Here is a 17932-nt window from a genome sequence, read left to right on the forward strand (position 1 = left end):
TTCCTATCGGCTGAGGCCCGCGTCCTCAGGAAGCGCGGGGGCCGCAGGTGATCTGGGACAGGGCCGCATCGAAGCGTGGCCGCATGATCTCGTGCGGCGGTGACAGGCGCACGACGATCAGGAGATCATCGCTCTGCGCCTCGACGACCAGCAGGCCCTCGGCGATGTCGATCTGCTGCTGCGCCAGAAGGCGTGTCTGATCGGCATTGAAGATGCCGATGTCGACATTCTGGCCAATGCCGTCGCGGTTGGTGGTGGAATAGGTGACGATGCCGGAGCGGTCATAGATGGCGACCGACCAGAAGGCATCGGGCAGAACACCGCTGAGATAAGCCGGCCCCTCGTCGAGGTCGACACGGCAGATGCCATAGCTGAGATCGGGATCGAGACGGAGCGGATTGGCGGCGCCCGGCACCACGGCGGGCAGGATGAGGATGCGATTGCTCGCCTCATAATCCTCGATGCGGGTCCAGGATGTGTCCTCTGCCAGGGAAGGGAGGGCAAGGATGGTGACGATGTGGATGACCCCGCCAAGAAGCAGTCCACCCAGAAGCCATATCGCGGTGCGGATCATTGGCAGGCCTCCCGCGTGATGGCGGGCATGGTGGTGTCGCTGGACCCGAAGCCGGACAGGGCCATGGTGTCGTAGAGCGTCAGTACGAGGCTGAACCCGCCCGAGCCCGAGAGTTCCAGCCAGTTTCCTGTCTGCAATCGGCTGCCGACGTGAATGCGCAGCGAACCATCCGTCTGTCGCGCGATCTCGCTGGAGCGCAGGGCGGCATCCGTGCCGGAAACGGCGAGGTTGACCCAGTCCTCGTCGACGGCAACCAGTGTCCAGAAGCTCGAGACCGGCACGCGGCCGTCGAGACGATAGGAGCAGGCCAGGTCCAGGGCTTCACCATCGCTGTCCGTCGTTGCGACGAATTGCAGCCCTTCGCTGCGCCCCAGCTGCAGCGCTGCGTCGCGCGCAATATTGGCACGGGTATAGGGGTTGGGCGCGGGGGCGCCAGCATCGGGCCAGGTGGTCCAGGGACCCAATTGTACCGCGCCGAACAGCCTGCCGTCGCTGAGCGCGTAATAGCTCAGGCCGAACCCCACGGACAGGGCCAGAGCGATCGAGATGAGCAGGCGGAGGACGAAACGCACGGATCTCAGCTTTTCTGCGAAAGGGGCATGGAAGGTCCGAACCGGCGGCCTGGATTGCGTCTAGGCTATAGCAACGGGCCGCCCGCCGCGAAAGGCGCTTGTCGGGCCCGAGACCCGAAGGGCGGGATCAAAGCCCGGTCGGGCCTGGCGTGGTGGGGGCGCTGGCCGTGTCGCTGGGCGGCGAGGCATTGGCCAGCGTGATGCCGAAGCGGTTTGCCAGGTCGAGCAGCTTGCGCGCCGCAGCAGGCTTGAGGCTGGGCGGGCGCTCGGGCGTCAGTTCCTCCACACTCGGATCGGTTTCGGCAATGATCCGGGCAGGTGGCACGAAGTCGACGCCAAAGACCGGCTCGACATCGATATTGGTGTGGGCATAGGCCATGAACTTCTGCCAGGCGATGGTGGGCAGAAGGCCTCCGGTAAGATCGTTGGTGGCGCGGTAGTCATCGTTGCCAAACCAGACGGCAGCCACATAATTGCCGGTGAAGCCGGCGAACCAGGCATCGCGGTAGGACGTGGTGGTACCGGTCTTGCCAACGGTGGGCACGCCCTCGATCTCGGCGCGGCGGCCGGTGCCGGAAGTGACCACGGCACGCATCATCTGGTTCATGTAGGCGACGGTCTGCTCGGACAGGACGCGCGGCTTGACCTCGTTGGCGTCATGCTCCCAGACCAGATTGCCGTTGAGGTCGGTCATCCGGGTCAGCCCGTAAGCAGGGGTCTTGAGGCCATGATTGGCAAAGACCGCATAGGAAGAGGTCATATCGATCACCGAGACCGAGGCGACGCCCAGGGCCAGCGAGCGGGTGACAGGATATTCCTGGCGCAGGCCCATGCGATAGCTGAGCTCAGCGATGGAGTCGCGCCCGGTCTTGATCGAAAGGGTGACCGGCACCGTATTGATCGATGACGCAAAGGCGCTGATCAGCGAGGTCTGGCCCTTGTAGGAGCGACCGTAGTTCTGCGGACACCAATCCCCGATGCAGACCGGGGCATCGGAGACCGTATCGGTGGGCTTGAGGCCCAGCTGTTCGAAAGCCTCGGCATAGACGAAGGGCTTGTAGGAAGAGCCCGGCTGCCGGTTGGAGACAATGGCGCGGTTGAACTGGCTCTTGGCGTAATCGGTGCCGCCGACCATGGCGCGGATGGCGCCTTCGGTATCGGTGACCACCATGGCGCCCTGTTCGACGCGATATTGCTCGCCCTGCTCGCGGATCACCGACGTGATGGCTTCCTCGGCATAGGCCTGGAGCGTGGTGTCGATCGTGGTGCGGACGATGAAATTGTTACCGGGCGCGCCCGTCTGGTCGATCAGCCGCTTGGCGTCTTCGAAGGCATAATCGAGGAAGTAGCCCGGCGAATTGGCATCGGCAGTGCGATCGACGGGGGAGGCGGGGTGACGCCGGGCGGCCGTGACCTGACCTTCGGTGAGAAAACCGGCGGCCACGAGATTGGTCAGCACCACATTGGCGCGGCCTCGTGCGGCCGCCAGATCGATATGAGGCGCCCAGCGACCGGGAGCCTTGTAGAGGCCCGAGAGCATGGCGGCCTCGGCCAGCGAAATGTCCTGGATACGCTTGCCGAAATAGTAATCGGCTGCGGCCACCACGCCGAAATTGCCCGCGCCCATATAAGCCCGGTCGAGATAGAGCTTGAGGATCTGGTCCTTGGAATAGTGCCATTCGAGCCAGACCGAGAGGAAGGCCTCGACGATCTTGCGCTCGATGGTCCGCTCCGAGGAGAGGAACATCTGCTTGGCCAGCTGCTGGGTCAGCGACGAGCCGCCATGCAGGCTGGTATCGCCGGTCGCATTGGTTGCCAGGGCGCGCAGCGTGCCGACGATGTCGACGCCGAAATGCTCGTAGAACCGCCGGTCCTCGGTCGCCAGCGTCGCCTTGATGAGGTAATCCGGCATCTGGTCGAGCGCCACTGAATCGTCCGAGCGGATGCCCCGACGGCCAATTTCGGTGCCGTAGCGGTCGAGGAAGACCACCGAATAATCCTCGGCTTTGTTCAGCACGCCGCGATCAATGATGTCGAAGGCGGGCATGGCGAGAGCGGTGACCAAGACGCAGCCAATGGCGCCGAAAGTGAAGGCGTCCGACAGGATCTCGACGAAGAAGCGCTTGATGCCGGAAACGTGAAAGCGGCCCATGAAGTCCTGGTAGCGAGTATAGCCGCGTCCCAGAGCCTGCCAGAACTCGTAAAGCGAGGAATCAAGCCAGGCGTCGGCCGCCAGCATGCCGCCGGACTGCTTGCGCTTTTTTTCCTTGGTATAGAACGGATCCTGCACGCCGGTCCCCGGAGCCACTTCACTGCATCGTTGGAGCCTATGGCCCGCCAATGCAACACAATCGCTGGAATATGATTGCCTTTGCCGTCCCGCAAGCGCAAACCGGCAACATCATGAACCGCCAAGGGTAAACATGGCCTTCTGGGAAGACAAAGCGCTCGAAGATTTGAACGCGACCGAATGGGAAGCCCTGTGCGATGGCTGCGGGCGCTGCTGCCTCATCAAGCTCGAGGACGAGGATACCGGCACGCTGATCACGTCGGACGTGCGCTGCCAGCTGCTGGACGGGCAAACTTGCGCCTGCACCGACTATCCCAATCGCCAGCAGAAAGTGCCCGACTGCATCAAGCTGACCCCCCAGAATGTGCGGGAAATCCCCTGGATTCCAACGACCTGCGCCTATCGTCGCCTAGCCGAGGGCAAGGGCCTGGCCTGGTGGCACCCACTGGTATCGGGCGATCCGCAAACGGTGGTGGATGTGGGCGTTTCTGTAAAGGGCCGGACCTTCCTCGAGACCGAAATCGACCCCGAGGAGTGGGAAGAGCATGCCGTGGACTGGCCCGAATGGGAGCCGCCCGAGCATCTCTAGGGACGCCAATACTTACCTCCTGTTAACCAATCTGTGGCCAGATCGAAACCGGTAAAACTGCCCAGGACAGGCTGGATGAACAAGGTGACCGTGAGCGGCAATGACGGTTTCTGGGCGCGTGTCCGTGCATTGCTCGGACGCGGCGAAGCCGTGCCCGCTTATGGCGTTTCAGCCGTCGACAGCCCCGAAAAGAAGTCGCGGCCGGCCCAGCGCATCGAGGACGACTTGCGGCGCGGCTGGACCGAGGCGGGGCAGCGCAAGGTTTCGCTTTGTGTCCTGGCCATGGATATGGACCGCCACGCCGAATATTTCGCCGCCTATGGCCGCGACGCCGTCGAACTTACCCTCGACCGGCTGCACGAGACGATAGCGCCATTGCTGCCACGCGACACCCTTCGCTGCCTGCGCCAGGGCCGGGCCGGCTTCGTGCTGGTACTGCCCGACATGCCGGTGCTGATGGCGCGCGAGCTGGCGGGCAAGATCGCCAAGGCCATCCGTCAGAAAAACCTGCCCAACAAGGAAAGCCATTCCGGCCAGGTGACGATGAGCATGGGGCTGGCCGTGATCAACCCGCAAGGCAATTTCGACCGGTCGGTACTCCACAACGCCAACCAGGCAGTCAAGCGCGCCCAGCATCGTGGCCTTGCCCGGCTGGAAGTGGTCGACCTGCGGGCCAAGTCGGACAAGCGCAGGAAAGCAGCCTAGCAGCACGCCGCTTTTGAACCTGCATCGCTCGCGCATGTGGGGCGGGAAGCCGAAAGGCCGCTGCGCGGTTGCCATCCTCGTCCATCTTCCCTAAAAGGCCCGTCCCTTCGCGCCCGGCGCATCCCCAGATTGATGGACGGCTTCCATGACCCTCGCTTGCGGCCTCGATTTCGGCACGTCCAATTCCACGCTCGGGCGGATCGGGCGTGACGGCCAGCCGCAGCTGCTGCCGCTGGAAAATGGACAGGCCACCATGCCCAGCGTGCTGTTCTTCGGCTTCGAGGACGATCGCGTCCATTTCGGCCGGGCGGCGGTTGCCGAATATGTGACCGGTGCCGAAGGCCGGCTGATGCGCTCGCTCAAAAGCGTTCTGGGCACCGCGCTTTTCGCCGATACGACGCGCATCAAGGCCAGGCGCCTGGGTTTCGGAGACATCATCGGGATCTATGTGGCCGAGCTCAAGCGCCGCGCCGAACAGGTGCTGGACGGGGAATTGTCGCAGGTGGTGATGGGGCGGCCGGTGCAATTCGTCGACGACGACGCCGAGGCCGACCGCGCTGCACAGGACCAGCTGGAAGCGGCCGTGCGCGCCCAGGGCTTCAAGGATATCGCCTTTCAGTTCGAGCCCATAGCCGCCGCGCTCGACTACGAGCGGCAGGTGAACCGGGAGAAGCTGGCGCTTATCGTCGACCTGGGCGGTGGCACCTCGGACTTTTCCATCGTCCGGGTATCGCCCGAACGGGCAGGGGCGGCGGATCGGTCGGACGATATCCTGGCCACGGCCGGCGTCCATATCGGGGGCACAGATTTCGACCGGCTGCTGGCCATGAGCCGGGTGATGCCCGAGCTGGGCCTCGGCTCGCGCACCAGGGACGGCAAGCGCCACCTGCCCGTCGCGCCCTACTATGACCTTTCCACCTGGCACCGCATCAACCGGCTTTATGATGCCCAGGCGCTGCGCGACCTGCGCTCGACCATGCGCGAGGCCGTCGAGGCGGAGCGGGTGGAAACCATGATCATGCTGGTCGAGGATCGGCTGGGGCACCGCCTGATCGGCGCAGTGGAGGCCGCCAAGATCGCCCTGTCGGACGCAGAGGCCACCGCTTTCGCCTTCCCTGTGCGGGAGCGCAGAATCGCCACGACGATCACGGCCGGGCAATTGGGCGAGGCGCTCGATGATTCCGTCCGTCGGCTGGAAATGACCATCACCGAGACGCTGAGGCGGGCCGGGATCGGGTCCGGGGCGGTAAACAGCCTGATCCTGACCGGAGGGTCGACGCTTGTTCCTGCCGTGGCCGGCCGCCTGCAGGCCCTGTTCCCCGATGCGGATGTGGTGCGCACCGACGTGCTCGGAAGCGTCGGGCTGGGACTGGCGCTGGAAGCGCGGCGGCTTTTCGGGACCTGAGCGGCCGATGCATCCTTGCCCCCCGAGCGCGCGTTAGGCCGCAAAGCGTTCCCGGGGGCAATATGAGTTATCTTCGCTTCAAGCTGCGCCAGATCATGCAGCGCATGTGGTTCCTGCCGGCGGCCTTTTCGGCCGTGGCGGTACTGACCGTGGTCATCGCCTATATCCTGGCGCGCTTCGCCCCGGACCAATTGCCCTTCGTCATGCCGTCCAATGCGGTGCAGTCGATCCTCGAAATCCTTGCCTCGAGCCTGCTGACCGTGGCGGTCTTTGCCCTCTCGACCGTGGTCAGCGCCTTTTCGGCCGCTTCCAGCTCGACCACACCGCGCGCCGTGCCGCTGATTGCCGGCGACCTGCGGGCCCAGACGTCGATTTCTGTGTTCATCGGCGCGTTTCTCTTTTCCATCGTGGGGATCATCGGGCTCTCCGCCGGGCTCTACAGCGAGGCAGGGCGATTGTTCCTGTTCGTCGTGACGCTGGGGGTGCTGGTGCTGGTCGTGGCGGCGCTGATCCGCTGGATCGGGCAGATTTCCGCCATCGGCAGGGTCGGCAACACGATCAGCGTGGTCGAAAAGGCGACACGCGACGCGCTGACCGTGATGGGCGAGCACCCGTTGCTCGATTGCCGGAAGCTCGAGGGAGAACCCGAGGGCGACCCGATCTGCGCTCCTCGCCCCGGCTATGTGCAACATTGCGATGCCGCGGACCTGCAGAGCCTTGCCGAAGAGCACGACCTGGTGGTGACCATCATGGCCCGGCCGGGCACTTATGCAACCCCTGTGCGGCCCTTGATGCTGGTGCAGGGCGAGACCAGCGAGGAGCTGCGCGCCGCGCTGATCGACTGTTTCGTGGTTGGGGACCAGCGCGCCTATGACAGCGATCCGCGCTATGGCTTCATCGTGCTTGCCGAGATTGCCGACAAGGCGCTGTCAGCGGGCATCAACGATCCCGGAACGGCTATCGTGGTCATCGATACCGTGACGCGGCTGCTGCTCGAATGGGAAGACGAGAAAAGGAGCGGCGAGCACAATCGATTGCTGGTCGCGCCCATCGTGGCGCGGGACGTGCTGGAGGATTTCTACCGGCCGCTGGCCCGGGACGGCGCGCCGATCATCGAAGTGGTGTCGCGCATGCTCAAGAGCCTCGAAACCGTTTCGGCCTGCAAACCGGACTTTTCGCAGGCAGCCCGCGAGATGGCGCGGGACATCGTGGTCCGTGCCGAAAAGGCGATGACCGCCGAGGCCGACCGGACGGCGCTGCGCAAGGTCAGCGCCTGGATTGAGGCCGGCTGAAGCAAGACTGCGAAGCGTGCAGGGTCAAGAAAGTTATCCATCTTATCCCCGCGTGACGGCCATGCGCTATAGTTCAGGCATAGTCGAGAAATTGGGTCACGAGGCCGAACGGATCGCCTGCCAGCGCCGATTGCGCAGTGCGGACGGATCTGCCAGGCGACAGGCAAATCTGTTGCGAATGACGGCGTTGAAGTATCGCCCTCGGGACGGGGCGTCCCGCAGCCCTTCGTAAACCGCAAGGGGCACGTCCGAATAGATGTAGCGTCGCCCTTCCGGTCCGAACCAGAGCGAGAGTTCTGCGGTTTCGGGCGTGTAGTGATGGTGGCGGATCGCAGCAGACATCGGGATCTTCCTTTCGGATTCCACAGAGACGAATCCGACCGGAGACCGAACGGTTGCGCCGGCCGATTCACAGTTGAGTCAACGACATGAAACAGATGCACGGCTCCGGGGCGCGCAAGGCACCGGACTGGAAAGCCATTCGCGCCGAATATGAAGGGCGCCAGTTCGAGCCTGCGGTAATTTGCCAGCGGCATGGGGTGACGATCTCCCAGCTGCGCTATCGCCGGCAATGCGAAGGCTGGCTCAGCCAGCGCGAGCGCAGACCCAAGGAGGCGGTGCTTGTGGCGCGGATGCTCAAGGTTTTGGAACGTCAGATCAGGGATTTGGAGATGGCCAAGGACGAACCCGTCGAGAAACGCACGAACACGCTGGCAACGCAGGTGAAGACGCTCGACAAGCTCATCGAGCTTGGCGCGGCCGAACGCAACGTCGAGCCGGCCACCCGCAAGGACATGACCGACATTCGCGCCAAGCTGGCCCAGCGCCTTGCCCAGTCCAGACGCTAGGCTGCGCGAGGCATTGGGCGAAGTCGAGGCCATGAGCGACGCCCGAGCCTACAGGATGCTCTATTGCTGGCCGCTCTGGGCGCGCCGGGCGCAAAGGCCGCCGGCAGGAGACTGGACGACCTGGCTGCTGATGGGCGGGCGCGGATCGGGCAAGACCCGCGCGGGTGCGGAATGGGTGCGCCGGCTGGCTCGCAAAGGCATCTCGCCGATCGCTCTAGTGGGCGAGACCATGAGCGAGGCGGTCGATATCATGGTGCGCGGCGACAGCGGAATTTTGTCGGTACATCCCGAGGAAGAGCGGCCGGTCCTCCATGGCACGCGGCGCCTGAGCTGGCCCAATGGCGTGGAGGCCACCATCCTCACCGCCTCGGACCCCGAGCGGTTTCGCGGGCCGCAATTCGCCGCTGCCTGGTGCGACGAAATCGGCAAATGGCCCCACGCCGAAGAGGCCTGGGACATGCTGCAATTCGGCCTCAGGCTGGGCAACAGGCCGCGGCAATTGGCGACCACGACGCCACGGGCCACCGGGCTGATCCGCCGGCTCGTGGCGGACCGGCATACGCAGGTGGTGCGCATGACCACGCAGGAGAATTTTCGCCACCTGGCGCCGACCTTTTTCGATGCCGTGGTGGCCCGCTACCAGGGGACAGTTCTTGGCCGGCAGGAACTGGACGGCGAGCTGATCGAGGATCGGCCCGACGCGCTCTGGCACCGGGCCATGTTTCGCCCGGCCGAGGGGCAGGCGGAAGGTCGCATCGTGGTCGCGGTCGATCCCCCCGTGACAGGAACGGCGCGCTCGGATGCGTGCGGGATCATCGTGGCGGGGCGGCAGGGCGAGGGCGCCCTGGTGCTCGAAGACGCCACGCTCAAAGGCATCAAGCCCGATGTGTGGGCCAGGCGCGCCATCGCGGCCTATCGGGCCCATGAGGCAGACTGCATCGTGGTCGAGGTGAACCAGGGCGGCGATCTGGTGCGGCAGGTGCTGGCGCAGGTGGACCCCGCCGTACCGATCAGGACCGTGCGGGCCAGCCGCGGCAAATGGGTGCGGGCAGAACCGGCGGCAGCGCTTTATGCACGGGGGCTGGTAAGCCACGTGCCGGGCCTCAGCGCGCTCGAGGACGAGCTTTGCGCCTTCGGACCCGACGGCAAGGCCGACGGCCATTCGCCGGACCGGGTGGATGCCCTGGTCTGGGCACTGACGGAACTGGTGTTGAACGAGCAAAGGCCGCGGGTGCGCGGATTGTGACGCACTCCCACCCGACCTCTCCCTCAAGAAAGGGGGAGGCGAGGTGCGGGCGACAATTATCGGGGAAACAAAGCATGCCCAATGTCCTGAGCCGCCTGTTCGGCGGAGGAACAAACGCGCCTTCGGAAACCAAGAGTTTTGGGGGGTACACGATGATGACGCTGAGCCAATTGGGGCCGGCGCAATGGAGCGGGCGCGGCTATGCCAGCCTCGTCAACCAGGGCTTCATGCGCAATCCGGTGGTCTATCGCTGCATACGGCTGATTGCCGAGGCGGCCAATCGCGTGCCGCTAACCGTGCAGGTGGACGGCAAGGCGGTTGCCGGCCATCCGCTGGCGGCCCTGCTGGGCCGGCCCAATGGGCGTCAATCGGGCCCGGAAGTGCTCGAGGCGGTCTATGCCTATCTGCAGACCGCCGGCAATGCCTATCTGCAGGCGGGGATTGTCGACGGCGCGGTGCGCACGCTGTTCGTGCTGCGGCCCGACCGGATGAGCGTGGTCTCGGGGCGCGACGGCTGGCCCCTGGCCTATGATTACAAGGCCGGGGGCAGGGCGGTGCGGCTGAGCCAGGAGGCCTTGCCCATTCCAAGCGTGCTGCATGTGGCGCTCTTCCACCCCATGGACGACCATTATGGCATGGGACCGCTGGAGGCGGCACAGACCAGTCTCGACATCCACAATGCATCCGCCCAGTGGAACAAGGCGCTGCTCGACAATGCGGCCCGCCCGAGCGGCGCGCTGGTCTATTCGGCCGGCAATGGCAGCCTGACAGACGATCAGTTCAGCCGGCTCAAGGACGAGCTCGAAGAGCAGTTTTCCGGGTCCGGCAATGCCGGGCGCCCGATGGTGCTCGATGGCGGTTTGGACTGGAAGGCGCTGGCCATGAGCCCGCGCGACATGGATTTCATCGAGGCGCGCAACGCCGCCGCGCGCGACATTGCCCTGGCCTTCGGCGTGCCGCCCATGCTGCTCGGCATTCCCGGCGACAATACCTATGCCAACATGGCCGAGGCCAATCGCACGCTGTGGCGACAGACGCTGGTGCCACTGGTGGTGCGCGTGGCCCAGGAACTGAGCGCCTGGCTGGGACCGGCGTTTGATGGGGCCGAGGTGGTGCCGGACTTCGAGACGGTGGAAGCGCTCGCCGAAGACCGCGCGGCGCTCTGGGAGCGGGTGGGAAATGCCGGCTTTCTCAGTGACGCGGAGAAGCGGGAAATGGTGGGGCTCTAGAGCATGGACAATCTCACCACCACCATCATCGAGCGCGGTGATCTTGCCCATCTTGCCCTCTTTCTCTGGGCGAGCGGATCGAGCGCCTTGCTCGTCTGGAGCCTTCGGGAAATGGCGAAGGTGAATCAACACTTCAACGACTTCGTGCGGGAGATCGCCGCGCTGAATCGATTGTTCCGCAAGGAGGACTAAGGCCATGGCCGAGAAGCAGAATCGGGAGCAGGCGCGGGAAACGTTCCGGCAATTTGCCTGGAACCTGGCCGGGACGCTGGCCGCCAAGGATCGCCCGGCCAGCCGGGCGCAGACCGGCGGGTCGAAGCGGCGATGAGTGCCATTCCCATCGATGCCGAAGGACGCTTTGCCGGCTATGCAAGTGTTTTCAACCGCGTCGACAGTGGTGGCGACATCGTCATGCCCGGCGCTTTCGTCAAGTCGCTGAGCACGCGGCGCGGGCGCATCCGGCTGCTGTTCCAGCACGATCCCAAGGAGCCGGTAGGCATCTGGGACACGATTGCCGAGGATAGCCACGGCCTGTTCGTCACCGGGCGGCTGGTGCCGGGTGTGCCGCGCTCGGACGCGCTGCGACGATTGATCGAGAGCCGGGCGCTCGATGGGCTCTCCATCGGCTTTCGCACGGTCAAGGCCAGCCGCGAGCCGGGAACCGGGCATCGCCGCCTCAAGGAAATCGACCTCTACGAGATTTCCATCGTGACCTTTCCGATGATGGAGGACGCGCGCATCGCCGCCCCCCTCACCGCCGGCGCGGCCATTGCCGCCGCCACCAAGACTATCCGCAACCGATAGAAGGATACCGACATGGATCGGATTGACGACGGCCTCGAGACCAAGGCCGGCGCGGGGAACGATATTGCCGCGCTCTTCGCCGAATTCTCGACCGCCTTCGAGGAATTCAAGCGCACCAATGACCAGCGGCTGGGCGAGATCGAAAAGCGCGGTTCGGCCGATGGCCTGCTGGAAGGCAAGCTCGAGCGGCTCAACGCGGTGCTCGATGGGCACAAGGCAGCGATGGACCGTGTCGCGGCCGACCGCGCTCGCCCGACCCTTGAGGCCAAGGGGCAGATCGAGAACGGCGAATACAAGGAGGCGTTCTCGGCCTATGTGAAGCGCGGCGAGGAAAAGGCGCTCTCGATCGGCGTGCCGGCCGATGGCGGCTTCGTGGTGCCGGCGGAAGTCGAGACCGAGATCACCCGGCTCATGACCCATATCTCGCCCATCCGCGCCATTGCCGGAGTGCGGCAGGTGTCGGGCGCGATCTATAAGCGCCCGATCACGGTCACGGGGCCGCAGACCGGCTGGGTGGGGGAAACCGCCAATCGCCCCGGAACCAACAGCCAGACCCTCGCCGAGCTGAGCTATCCGACCACCGAGCTCTATGCCATGCCGGCGGCGACTTCGGCATTCCTCGACGATGCGGCCGTCGATGTGGGCCAGTGGATCGCCGACGAGGTCAATGCGGCCTTTGCGGCGCAGGAAACCACGGCCTTCGTCTCGGGTGACGGCGTCAACAAGCCCTCCGGGTTTCTCACCGGGCCCAAGGCTGCCGAGGCGAGCTGGACCTGGGGAAACCTGGGCTATGTGGCGACGGGCGTGTCGGGCGCGCTGCCGGGTAGCAATGCCAGCGACGTCCTGATCGACCTGGTCTATGCGCTCAAGGCCGGCTACCGGCAGAACGCCAACTGGGTGATGAACCGCAAGACGCAAGGCACGCTGCGCAAGCTCAAGGACGCCGACGGCAATTACCTCTGGCAGCCCGCCGCGGCGGCCGATGGCAAGGCCAGCTTCATGGGCTTTCCCCTGGTCGAAGCCGAGGACATGCCCAATGTTGCGGCCAATTCCTTCTCCGTGGCCTTCGGCGACTTCAAGCGCGGGTACCTGATCGTCGACCGTCAGGGCGTATCGGTGCTGCGCGACCCGTTCAGCGCCAAGCCCTATGTGCTGTTCTACACCACCAAGCGCGTCGGCGGCGGCATTGCCGACTATGACGCGATCAAGCTGCTGAAATTCGGCGCTTCGTGATCTCCGAGCGCCTGGCCATCCAGAGCCGAGGTCCTGCGCTCCGGTGCTTGGGCCTCGGCTCCCCTTGACTGAGGCTGTCGGCACTCACATCGCGCCGCGTCCAACACAATTCAGGAACAGAAACATGACGTCCTATCTTCTGGCGGGGCCCGCCGCGGAGCCGGTTTCGCTCGCCGAGGCCAAGGCTTTCCTCAAGGTCGACGGCGGCGCCGAGGATGCGCTCATCACCACCCTGATCGGCGCGGCGCGGCTGCATATCGAGGGGGTGACGGGCTGCGCGCTCATCGCCCAGACCTGGCGGATCGTTCTCGACGACTGGCCGGAAAGCCGGATGGTGAAGCTGCCCGTAACCCCGCTCCTGTCGGTCACCGCGATTGCGGCGACGGATGCAAACGGGGCCAGCCACGATATCGGGCTCGTGCAGTTTTCCTCGGACAATGAGCGGCTCTTTATCCCGCGGGTCGTCGTCGGCATGCCGGTGCCGCAGGAGAGGGGCGGCATCGAAATCGACTATGTGGCCGGGTTCGGTGCAAACCCCGAAGACGTTCCCGCCGATCTTCGGCAGGCGCTTCTGGGCCTCGTCGCGCACTGGCATGAGCATCGCGACGCGGTGCTGATCGCCGGTTCGGGCGCCGTCGTGCCAAGCGGTTTCGACCGGATGGTGGCCCGATACAAGAGGGCGCGCCTATGAGCGAGCGCATTCCGGCAGTGGGTACGCTGACCGATCGGGTACAGCTCAGGCGACGGGAAAGCCTCAGCGATGGGGGCGGCGGACATGACCGCGTGTTCGTACCGGTGACAGCGCTCTGGGCGCGCGTGAGGAGCCTCAACGGTCGCCAGGGCCTGAATGCCGACGGGCGGGCGGTGGCGATTTCGCACAGCGTAGTGCTGCGCTTTCGCGACGATGTCTCGCCGGGCGACCGCATCGTCTATCGCGGGCGCAATCTCGAGGTGGTGAGCGCGGCCGACCTCAACGGGCGGCGGGCCTATCTCAGCTGCGCGTGCAGCGAAACCAGCTTTACGGGGTAGATTATGCATCCCATTGCGGTTCTGCAGGCGGCGCTGGTGACGGCGCTGAACGGAGATGGTGCGCTCGTGGCGCTTATCGGCAATGGCGGCGTGTTCGATGCTCCGCCACGCAGCCGGCCGGCGCCTTACGTGGTGATCGACCGACACGATGTGCGGCAGCGGGATGGTGACGACACGCCTGGCCAGGAACACCGGGTGCTGCTGCATTGCTGGAGCGATCAGCCCAGCCGCAAGGCTGCGCTGGATATTGCCGAATGCGTCATCGGCACCGGATTGGGCGTGACGCCTGCCGGGCTTGTAGTGACGCATGCCGAGCATGTGCGCACCGAGACGGTGATCGACAATACGACCGGGCAGGCGCGCGCGGCGGTGCTGCTCAGGTTCCTGAGCGAGTGAGACGCTGGTCGAAGGCCCCCCAATTTTCGAAAGGAGACATAGATGGCAGCCCAGAGTGGCAAGGACATGCTTTTAAAGCTCGACCAGAACGGGTCGGGAAGTTTTCTGACGGTGGCCGGCCTGCGCACCCGCAGTCTCAATTTCAACGCAGCCAGCGTCGACACCACCGACCAGGAAAGCGCCGGGCGCTGGCGGGAATTGCTGGCCGGTGGCGGGGTCAAGCGCGCCTCGCTGGCCGGTTCGGGCGTGTTCAAGGACCAGGCCTCGGACGCCCTTATCCGCTCGCTGTTCTTTGCCGGCACGATCCGCAACTGGCAGCTGATCCTGCCGCATTTCGGCGTGGTGCAGGGCCTGTTTCAGATCGTGGCGCTGGAATTCTCGGCCGATCACGCCGGGGAAGTGACATTTGACCTGGCATTGGAAAGCGCCGGTGAAGTGACGTTTGCGGCGGCTTAGGCCAAGGCCCCCTTACCCGGCCTCGGCAGACCTCTGCCCCCAGAATCAGGGGTGCCGCTGCGCGGCTGGGTCCCTCACCTCTCCCTCTGGAGGAAAAGTCGACGGCGGAGCCGGCGGGTGAGGGGACCTTTGTTCAACGAGAGACGATCATGACCAATATCCATCGTGGTGAAATCGCTGCCGAGATCGGTGGCGAGACGAGAACGCTTTGCCTGACGCTGGGAGCTCTGGCCGAGCTGGAGTCGAGGCTGGGTGCGGGAGATCTGGCAGGGCTGGCCGAGCGGTTCGGGGAAGGCCGGGTATCGGCGCGCGACCTGACCGCCATTCTCGGGGCCGGCCTGCGGGGCGGCGGCAATGACCTCTCCGACGACGACCTGGCACGCATGAGCGTCGAGGGCGGCTTGCGCGGCGCGGCCGAGATCGCGGTCCGCCTGCTCAAGGCAACGTTCGGAGGCGCAGAATGAACCCCTTTCCCTGGAAGGATGCGATGCGGTTCGGACTGGGCGTGCTGCGCCTGTCTCCCGACGCGTTCTGGAAGATGACGCCGCGCGAACTGGCTTCGGCCTGGGGCGCGGTCATGGGCGAGAGGACCGCTCCACTCGACCGGCAGGGACTGCACACATTGATGGAGACCTTTCCTGATGACCGCTGACCTGTTTGGCGAGGATTTTCGCGGCGAATTGAGCGAGGTGTCGGTCGAATTGCGCCGCATCGGCGATCTGGCCGATGGCGTGGCGGGCTCTGTCAGCCGGGCCTTTCGCGGCGCGGTCCTGGACGGAAAGTCGTTCCGTTCGGTCCTGGGGGACATTGCCCGCGCCTTTGCCGACATAGCGCTCAAGGCTGCGTTCAAGCCGCTGGGCAATCTGGTCGGCGGCCTCGTCGAGAACCTCTTTACCGCCACCAATCCAGCGTTGGGCGGGATCAAGCCTTTCGCCAAGGGCGGGGTGATCGCCGCGCCGACCTATTTCCCGCTTGGCCAGGGCATGGGGCTGGCGGGTGAAGCAGGGCCGGAGGCGATCATGCCCTTGCAGCGCGGCGCAGATGGGCGGCTGGGTGTAAGCGGGGCGGGGGGCAATGTGAATGTGACCTTCAATGTGACCGCCAGCGACGCGCGCAGTTTTGCGGCCAGCGAGGCGGAGGTGAGCGCCATGCTGTTGCGGGCGGTCAGAAGGGGCAGGCGGGGGAGCTGAAGGGCACCCCCTCCTAGCCTCCCCCTGAAAAGGGGAGGGACAGACCGAGTTTGCTGCATTGGTTTAGCAAAGTGCCGGCCTGCTCATCACTCTTTCAAGGGTTGGTTGAGTGCGGTGCCAGGGAACAAGAAATGGCTTTTCATCATATCCGCTTTCCGCTCGACATTGCGCTGGGGGCGCGGGGGGGACCGGAACGCAAGACCGAGATCGTGACGCTGGCCGGCGGCGGCGAGAAGCGCAATGGCCGCTGGGCGCATTCGCGGCGGCGGTACAATGCCGGCTATGGGGTCAAGTCGCGAGCCGACATGCAGGTGGTGCTCGCCTTCTTTGAGGAACGGCGCGGCCGGCTGCATGGCTTTCTCTGGCGCGACGGGCTCGACCATTCCTCGGGCGGAGCAATTCCCCATCCGCAGGACCAGGCCCTGGGAATTGGCAACGGCTTGCGCACGCAATTCCAGCTGCTCAAGCGTTACGGGGCCACCTTCGATCCCTATCAGCGGGCCATCACCAAGCCGGTGGCGGGCAGCGTGCGGATCGCACTGGGCGGCGTCGAGCAGGTCACCGGCTGGAGCGTGGATGCGACGACCGGGATCGTGAGCTTTGCCGTGCCGCCAGCAGCCGGAGCAAGCGTAACGGCGGGATTTCTGTTCGACGTGCCAGTGCGCTTCGACAGCGACCGGCTCGATATCGAACTCAACGGCTTTGACGGCGCCGAAATTCCCTCGATCCCACTTGTGGAGATCCTGCCATGAAGAGCGTGCCTCCCGCCTTCGCGGCGCACCTGGACGAAAGCGAGACGACCACGGCGCAGTGCTGGCGGCTCGTGCGCAGGGACGGCGTCGTGCTCGGCTTTACCGACCATGACCGGACGCTCATGGTGGCGGGGACGCCGTGCCGGCCCAGTTTCGGGCTGGATGGCGGGGAAGTTCCCGCCCGGCTTGGAGCGCAGGTGGAAACCGGCGAGGTGCTGGGCATCCTCGACAGTGCCGCGCTGGCCGAAGACGATATTCTGCTTGGGCACTATGACGGCGCAAAGGTGGAAAGCTGGCTGGTGAACTGGGCCGAGCCGGACCAGTGCCTCTTGCTGCGGGTCGATACGATCGGGGAGATCGTGCGCGAGGATGGTCTGTTTCGCGCCGAACTGCGCTCGCCGCAGCAGGCGCTCAACGTGACGCGCGGCAGGCTCTATCAGGGGCTCTGCGATGCGGCGGTGGGAGACGCGCGGTGCGGTGTCGATCTCGACCTGCCCGCTCATCGGCGGGAGGCAAGCGTCACCGCGATCCTCGATGACTTCGAAATCCTCGTCTCGGGACTTGAGGCGACAGAGCCGGGCTGGTTCGCCTTTGGCATGGCCCGCTGGTCGAACGGCAAGCGGGCGCAGCTGTCCGACGCAATCCTCACGCATCGCCGGGTGCCCGAAGGCGACGTGCTGGGCTTTTCGACCCGCGTCGGCGAATGGGTTTCAGAAGGCGATATGCTAGTGGCCAGCGTCGGATGCGACCGCAGGTTCGCCACCTGCAAGGCGCGCTTCGGCAACGCCGCGAACTATCGTGGCTTTCCCCATGTTCCGGGCAGCGATTATGTGCTGCGTCACCCACGGCGCGGCGACGCGCTCGATGGCAGGGCGATTGTGCCATGAGCGGGCAAGAGGTGGTCAGCGCGGCCCGACTTTGGCTGGGAACGCCCTATCGGCATCGCGCCTCCACGCTCGGGGCGGGCTGCGATTGCCTGGGCCTGCTGCGCGGTGTCTGGCGCATGCTCTATGGAAGCGAGCCCGTGGCCGTGCCGGCCTATCGAGCCGATTGGCGCGATCCCGAACATGACGGGGCGCTGGAGCGCGCGGCGGCTACCTTCCTGCGTGCCGAGACCGGTCCGCCCACCGCCGGGCAAGTGGTTCTGTTCCGGCTCGGCGGTCAGGCCCGGGCGCGGCATTGCGGCATCCTGCTCGGCCCCGAACGGTTCATCCATGCGCAGGAACATCTGGGCGTGGTCGAGGCCAATCTGACGACCGGCTGGGCAAAGCGGATGAGCGGGCGCTACCGCTTTCCCGATTAGTGACATCACACACTCAAGG

The 17932-nt window shown here is 65.3% G+C and carries 25 protein-coding genes; 21 read left to right on the plus strand and 4 right to left on the minus strand.

What is annotated here, in order from left to right; genetic code table 11:
* Positions 1-25: 25 nt before the first annotated feature.
* The 3 genes from VE26_RS03055 to VE26_RS03065 form a co-directional block, all read right to left on the minus strand.
* The gene (locus tag VE26_RS03055; protein ID WP_046103717.1) at positions 26-574 is read right to left on the minus strand and encodes a DUF1254 domain-containing protein; all 549 of its coding nucleotides are present in this window, start codon (positions 572-574) and stop codon (positions 26-28) included.
* Positions 571-1146, minus strand: a complete 576-nt coding sequence (locus VE26_RS03060) for a DUF1214 domain-containing protein (RefSeq protein ID WP_052715623.1) — start codon at positions 1144-1146, stop codon at positions 571-573. The genes VE26_RS03055 and VE26_RS03060 overlap by 4 nt, the downstream gene beginning before the upstream one ends.
* A gap of 127 nt (positions 1147-1273) precedes the next feature.
* Entirely contained in the window at positions 1274-3436 is a 2163-nt protein-coding gene (locus VE26_RS03065; RefSeq protein WP_046104947.1) for a transglycosylase domain-containing protein, read from the minus strand.
* 133 nt (positions 3437-3569) lie between these two features.
* Here VE26_RS03065 and VE26_RS03070 point away from each other — a divergent pair, with 133 nt between their 5' ends.
* From VE26_RS03070 to VE26_RS03085, 4 genes are all read left to right on the plus strand, one after another.
* Entirely contained in the window at positions 3570-4025 is a 456-nt protein-coding gene (locus tag VE26_RS03070; protein WP_046103718.1) for a YcgN family cysteine cluster protein, read from the plus strand.
* Positions 4026-4100: 75 nt separating this feature from the next.
* A complete protein-coding gene (locus VE26_RS03075) occupies positions 4101-4730 on the plus strand; it encodes a diguanylate cyclase domain-containing protein (protein ID WP_046103719.1) in 630 nt (209 codons plus the stop codon).
* A 145-nt stretch (positions 4731-4875) separates the two neighbouring features.
* The gene (locus tag VE26_RS03080; protein ID WP_046103720.1) at positions 4876-6135 is read left to right on the plus strand and encodes an Hsp70 family protein; all 1260 of its coding nucleotides are present in this window, start codon (positions 4876-4878) and stop codon (positions 6133-6135) included.
* Positions 6136-6197: 62 nt separating this feature from the next.
* Positions 6198-7427 carry a DUF2254 domain-containing protein gene (locus VE26_RS03085; RefSeq protein WP_046103721.1) on the plus strand — a complete coding sequence of 410 codons (1230 nt, stop codon included), beginning with the start codon at positions 6198-6200 and terminating at the stop codon, positions 7425-7427.
* A gap of 96 nt (positions 7428-7523) precedes the next feature.
* Here the strand turns inward: VE26_RS03085 and VE26_RS03090 are convergent, their stop codons facing one another.
* Entirely contained in the window at positions 7524-7769 is a 246-nt protein-coding gene (locus tag VE26_RS03090; protein WP_244465615.1) for a KTSC domain-containing protein, read from the minus strand.
* Between the two features lie 86 nt (positions 7770-7855).
* On the opposite strand from VE26_RS03090, the gene VE26_RS03095 reads away from it, so the two are divergent.
* The 17 genes from VE26_RS03095 (at position 7856) to VE26_RS03170 (ending at position 17913) form a co-directional block, all read left to right on the plus strand.
* Positions 7856-8275, plus strand: a complete 420-nt coding sequence (locus VE26_RS03095) for a hypothetical protein (RefSeq protein WP_046103722.1) — start codon at positions 7856-7858, stop codon at positions 8273-8275.
* 31 nt (positions 8276-8306) lie between these two features.
* Positions 8307-9521: a DNA-packaging protein gene (locus tag VE26_RS03100; RefSeq protein ID WP_046104949.1), complete on the plus strand. Its 1215-nt coding sequence runs from the start codon at positions 8307-8309 to the stop codon at positions 9519-9521.
* A 74-nt stretch (positions 9522-9595) separates the two neighbouring features.
* The gene (locus VE26_RS03105) at positions 9596-10750 is read left to right on the plus strand and encodes a phage portal protein (RefSeq protein ID WP_046103723.1); all 1155 of its coding nucleotides are present in this window, start codon (positions 9596-9598) and stop codon (positions 10748-10750) included.
* A gap of 3 nt (positions 10751-10753) precedes the next feature.
* Positions 10754-10942, plus strand: a complete 189-nt coding sequence (locus VE26_RS03110; RefSeq protein ID WP_046103724.1) for a hypothetical protein — start codon at positions 10754-10756, stop codon at positions 10940-10942.
* Between the two features lie 4 nt (positions 10943-10946).
* Positions 10947-11078: a hypothetical protein gene (locus tag VE26_RS18675; protein ID WP_280136866.1), complete on the plus strand. Its 132-nt coding sequence runs from the start codon at positions 10947-10949 to the stop codon at positions 11076-11078.
* Positions 11075-11554, plus strand: coding sequence for an HK97 family phage prohead protease (locus tag VE26_RS03115; protein WP_046103725.1), 480 nt, complete (start codon positions 11075-11077; stop codon positions 11552-11554). The genes VE26_RS18675 and VE26_RS03115 overlap by 4 nt, the downstream gene beginning before the upstream one ends.
* A 12-nt stretch (positions 11555-11566) precedes the next feature.
* Positions 11567-12787, plus strand: a complete 1221-nt coding sequence (locus VE26_RS03120) for a phage major capsid protein (RefSeq protein ID WP_046103726.1) — start codon at positions 11567-11569, stop codon at positions 12785-12787.
* Between the two features lie 124 nt (positions 12788-12911).
* Entirely contained in the window at positions 12912-13478 is a 567-nt protein-coding gene (locus tag VE26_RS03125) for a head-tail connector protein (RefSeq protein ID WP_046103727.1), read from the plus strand.
* Positions 13475-13816 (plus strand): phage head closure protein, encoded by a 342-nt coding sequence (locus VE26_RS03130; protein ID WP_052715624.1) that lies wholly within the window; start codon positions 13475-13477, stop codon positions 13814-13816. Before VE26_RS03125 ends, VE26_RS03130 begins: the two co-directional genes overlap by 4 nt.
* Before the next feature lie 3 nt (positions 13817-13819).
* Positions 13820-14212, plus strand: coding sequence for a DUF3168 domain-containing protein (locus VE26_RS16955; protein WP_052715625.1), 393 nt, complete (start codon positions 13820-13822; stop codon positions 14210-14212).
* A 42-nt stretch (positions 14213-14254) separates the two neighbouring features.
* Positions 14255-14668: a phage major tail protein, TP901-1 family gene (locus VE26_RS03140; protein WP_046103728.1), complete on the plus strand. Its 414-nt coding sequence runs from the start codon at positions 14255-14257 to the stop codon at positions 14666-14668.
* A gap of 149 nt (positions 14669-14817) precedes the next feature.
* Positions 14818-15132: a gene transfer agent family protein gene (locus tag VE26_RS03145; RefSeq protein ID WP_046103729.1), complete on the plus strand. Its 315-nt coding sequence runs from the start codon at positions 14818-14820 to the stop codon at positions 15130-15132.
* Positions 15129-15320: a rcc01693 family protein gene (locus VE26_RS03150; RefSeq protein ID WP_046103730.1), complete on the plus strand. Its 192-nt coding sequence runs from the start codon at positions 15129-15131 to the stop codon at positions 15318-15320. Before VE26_RS03145 ends, VE26_RS03150 begins: the two co-directional genes overlap by 4 nt.
* Positions 15310-15858 (plus strand): phage tail tape measure protein, encoded by a 549-nt coding sequence (locus VE26_RS03155; RefSeq protein ID WP_046103731.1) that lies wholly within the window; start codon positions 15310-15312, stop codon positions 15856-15858. Before VE26_RS03150 ends, VE26_RS03155 begins: the two co-directional genes overlap by 11 nt.
* 131 nt (positions 15859-15989) lie before the next feature.
* The gene (locus tag VE26_RS03160) at positions 15990-16610 is read left to right on the plus strand and encodes a DUF2460 domain-containing protein (protein ID WP_046103732.1); all 621 of its coding nucleotides are present in this window, start codon (positions 15990-15992) and stop codon (positions 16608-16610) included.
* Positions 16607-17497 carry a DUF2163 domain-containing protein gene (locus VE26_RS03165; protein ID WP_046103733.1) on the plus strand — a complete coding sequence of 297 codons (891 nt, stop codon included), beginning with the start codon at positions 16607-16609 and terminating at the stop codon, positions 17495-17497. The genes VE26_RS03160 and VE26_RS03165 overlap by 4 nt, the downstream gene beginning before the upstream one ends.
* Complete coding sequence (locus VE26_RS03170; protein WP_046103734.1) at positions 17494-17913, plus strand: NlpC/P60 family protein; 420 nt, start codon at positions 17494-17496, stop codon at positions 17911-17913. Before VE26_RS03165 ends, VE26_RS03170 begins: the two co-directional genes overlap by 4 nt.
* Positions 17914-17932: the final 19 nt, after the last annotated feature.

It is taken from the genome of Devosia chinhatensis, from assembly GCF_000969445.1.
Taxonomy (GTDB): Bacteria; Pseudomonadota; Alphaproteobacteria; order Rhizobiales; family Devosiaceae; genus Devosia; species Devosia chinhatensis.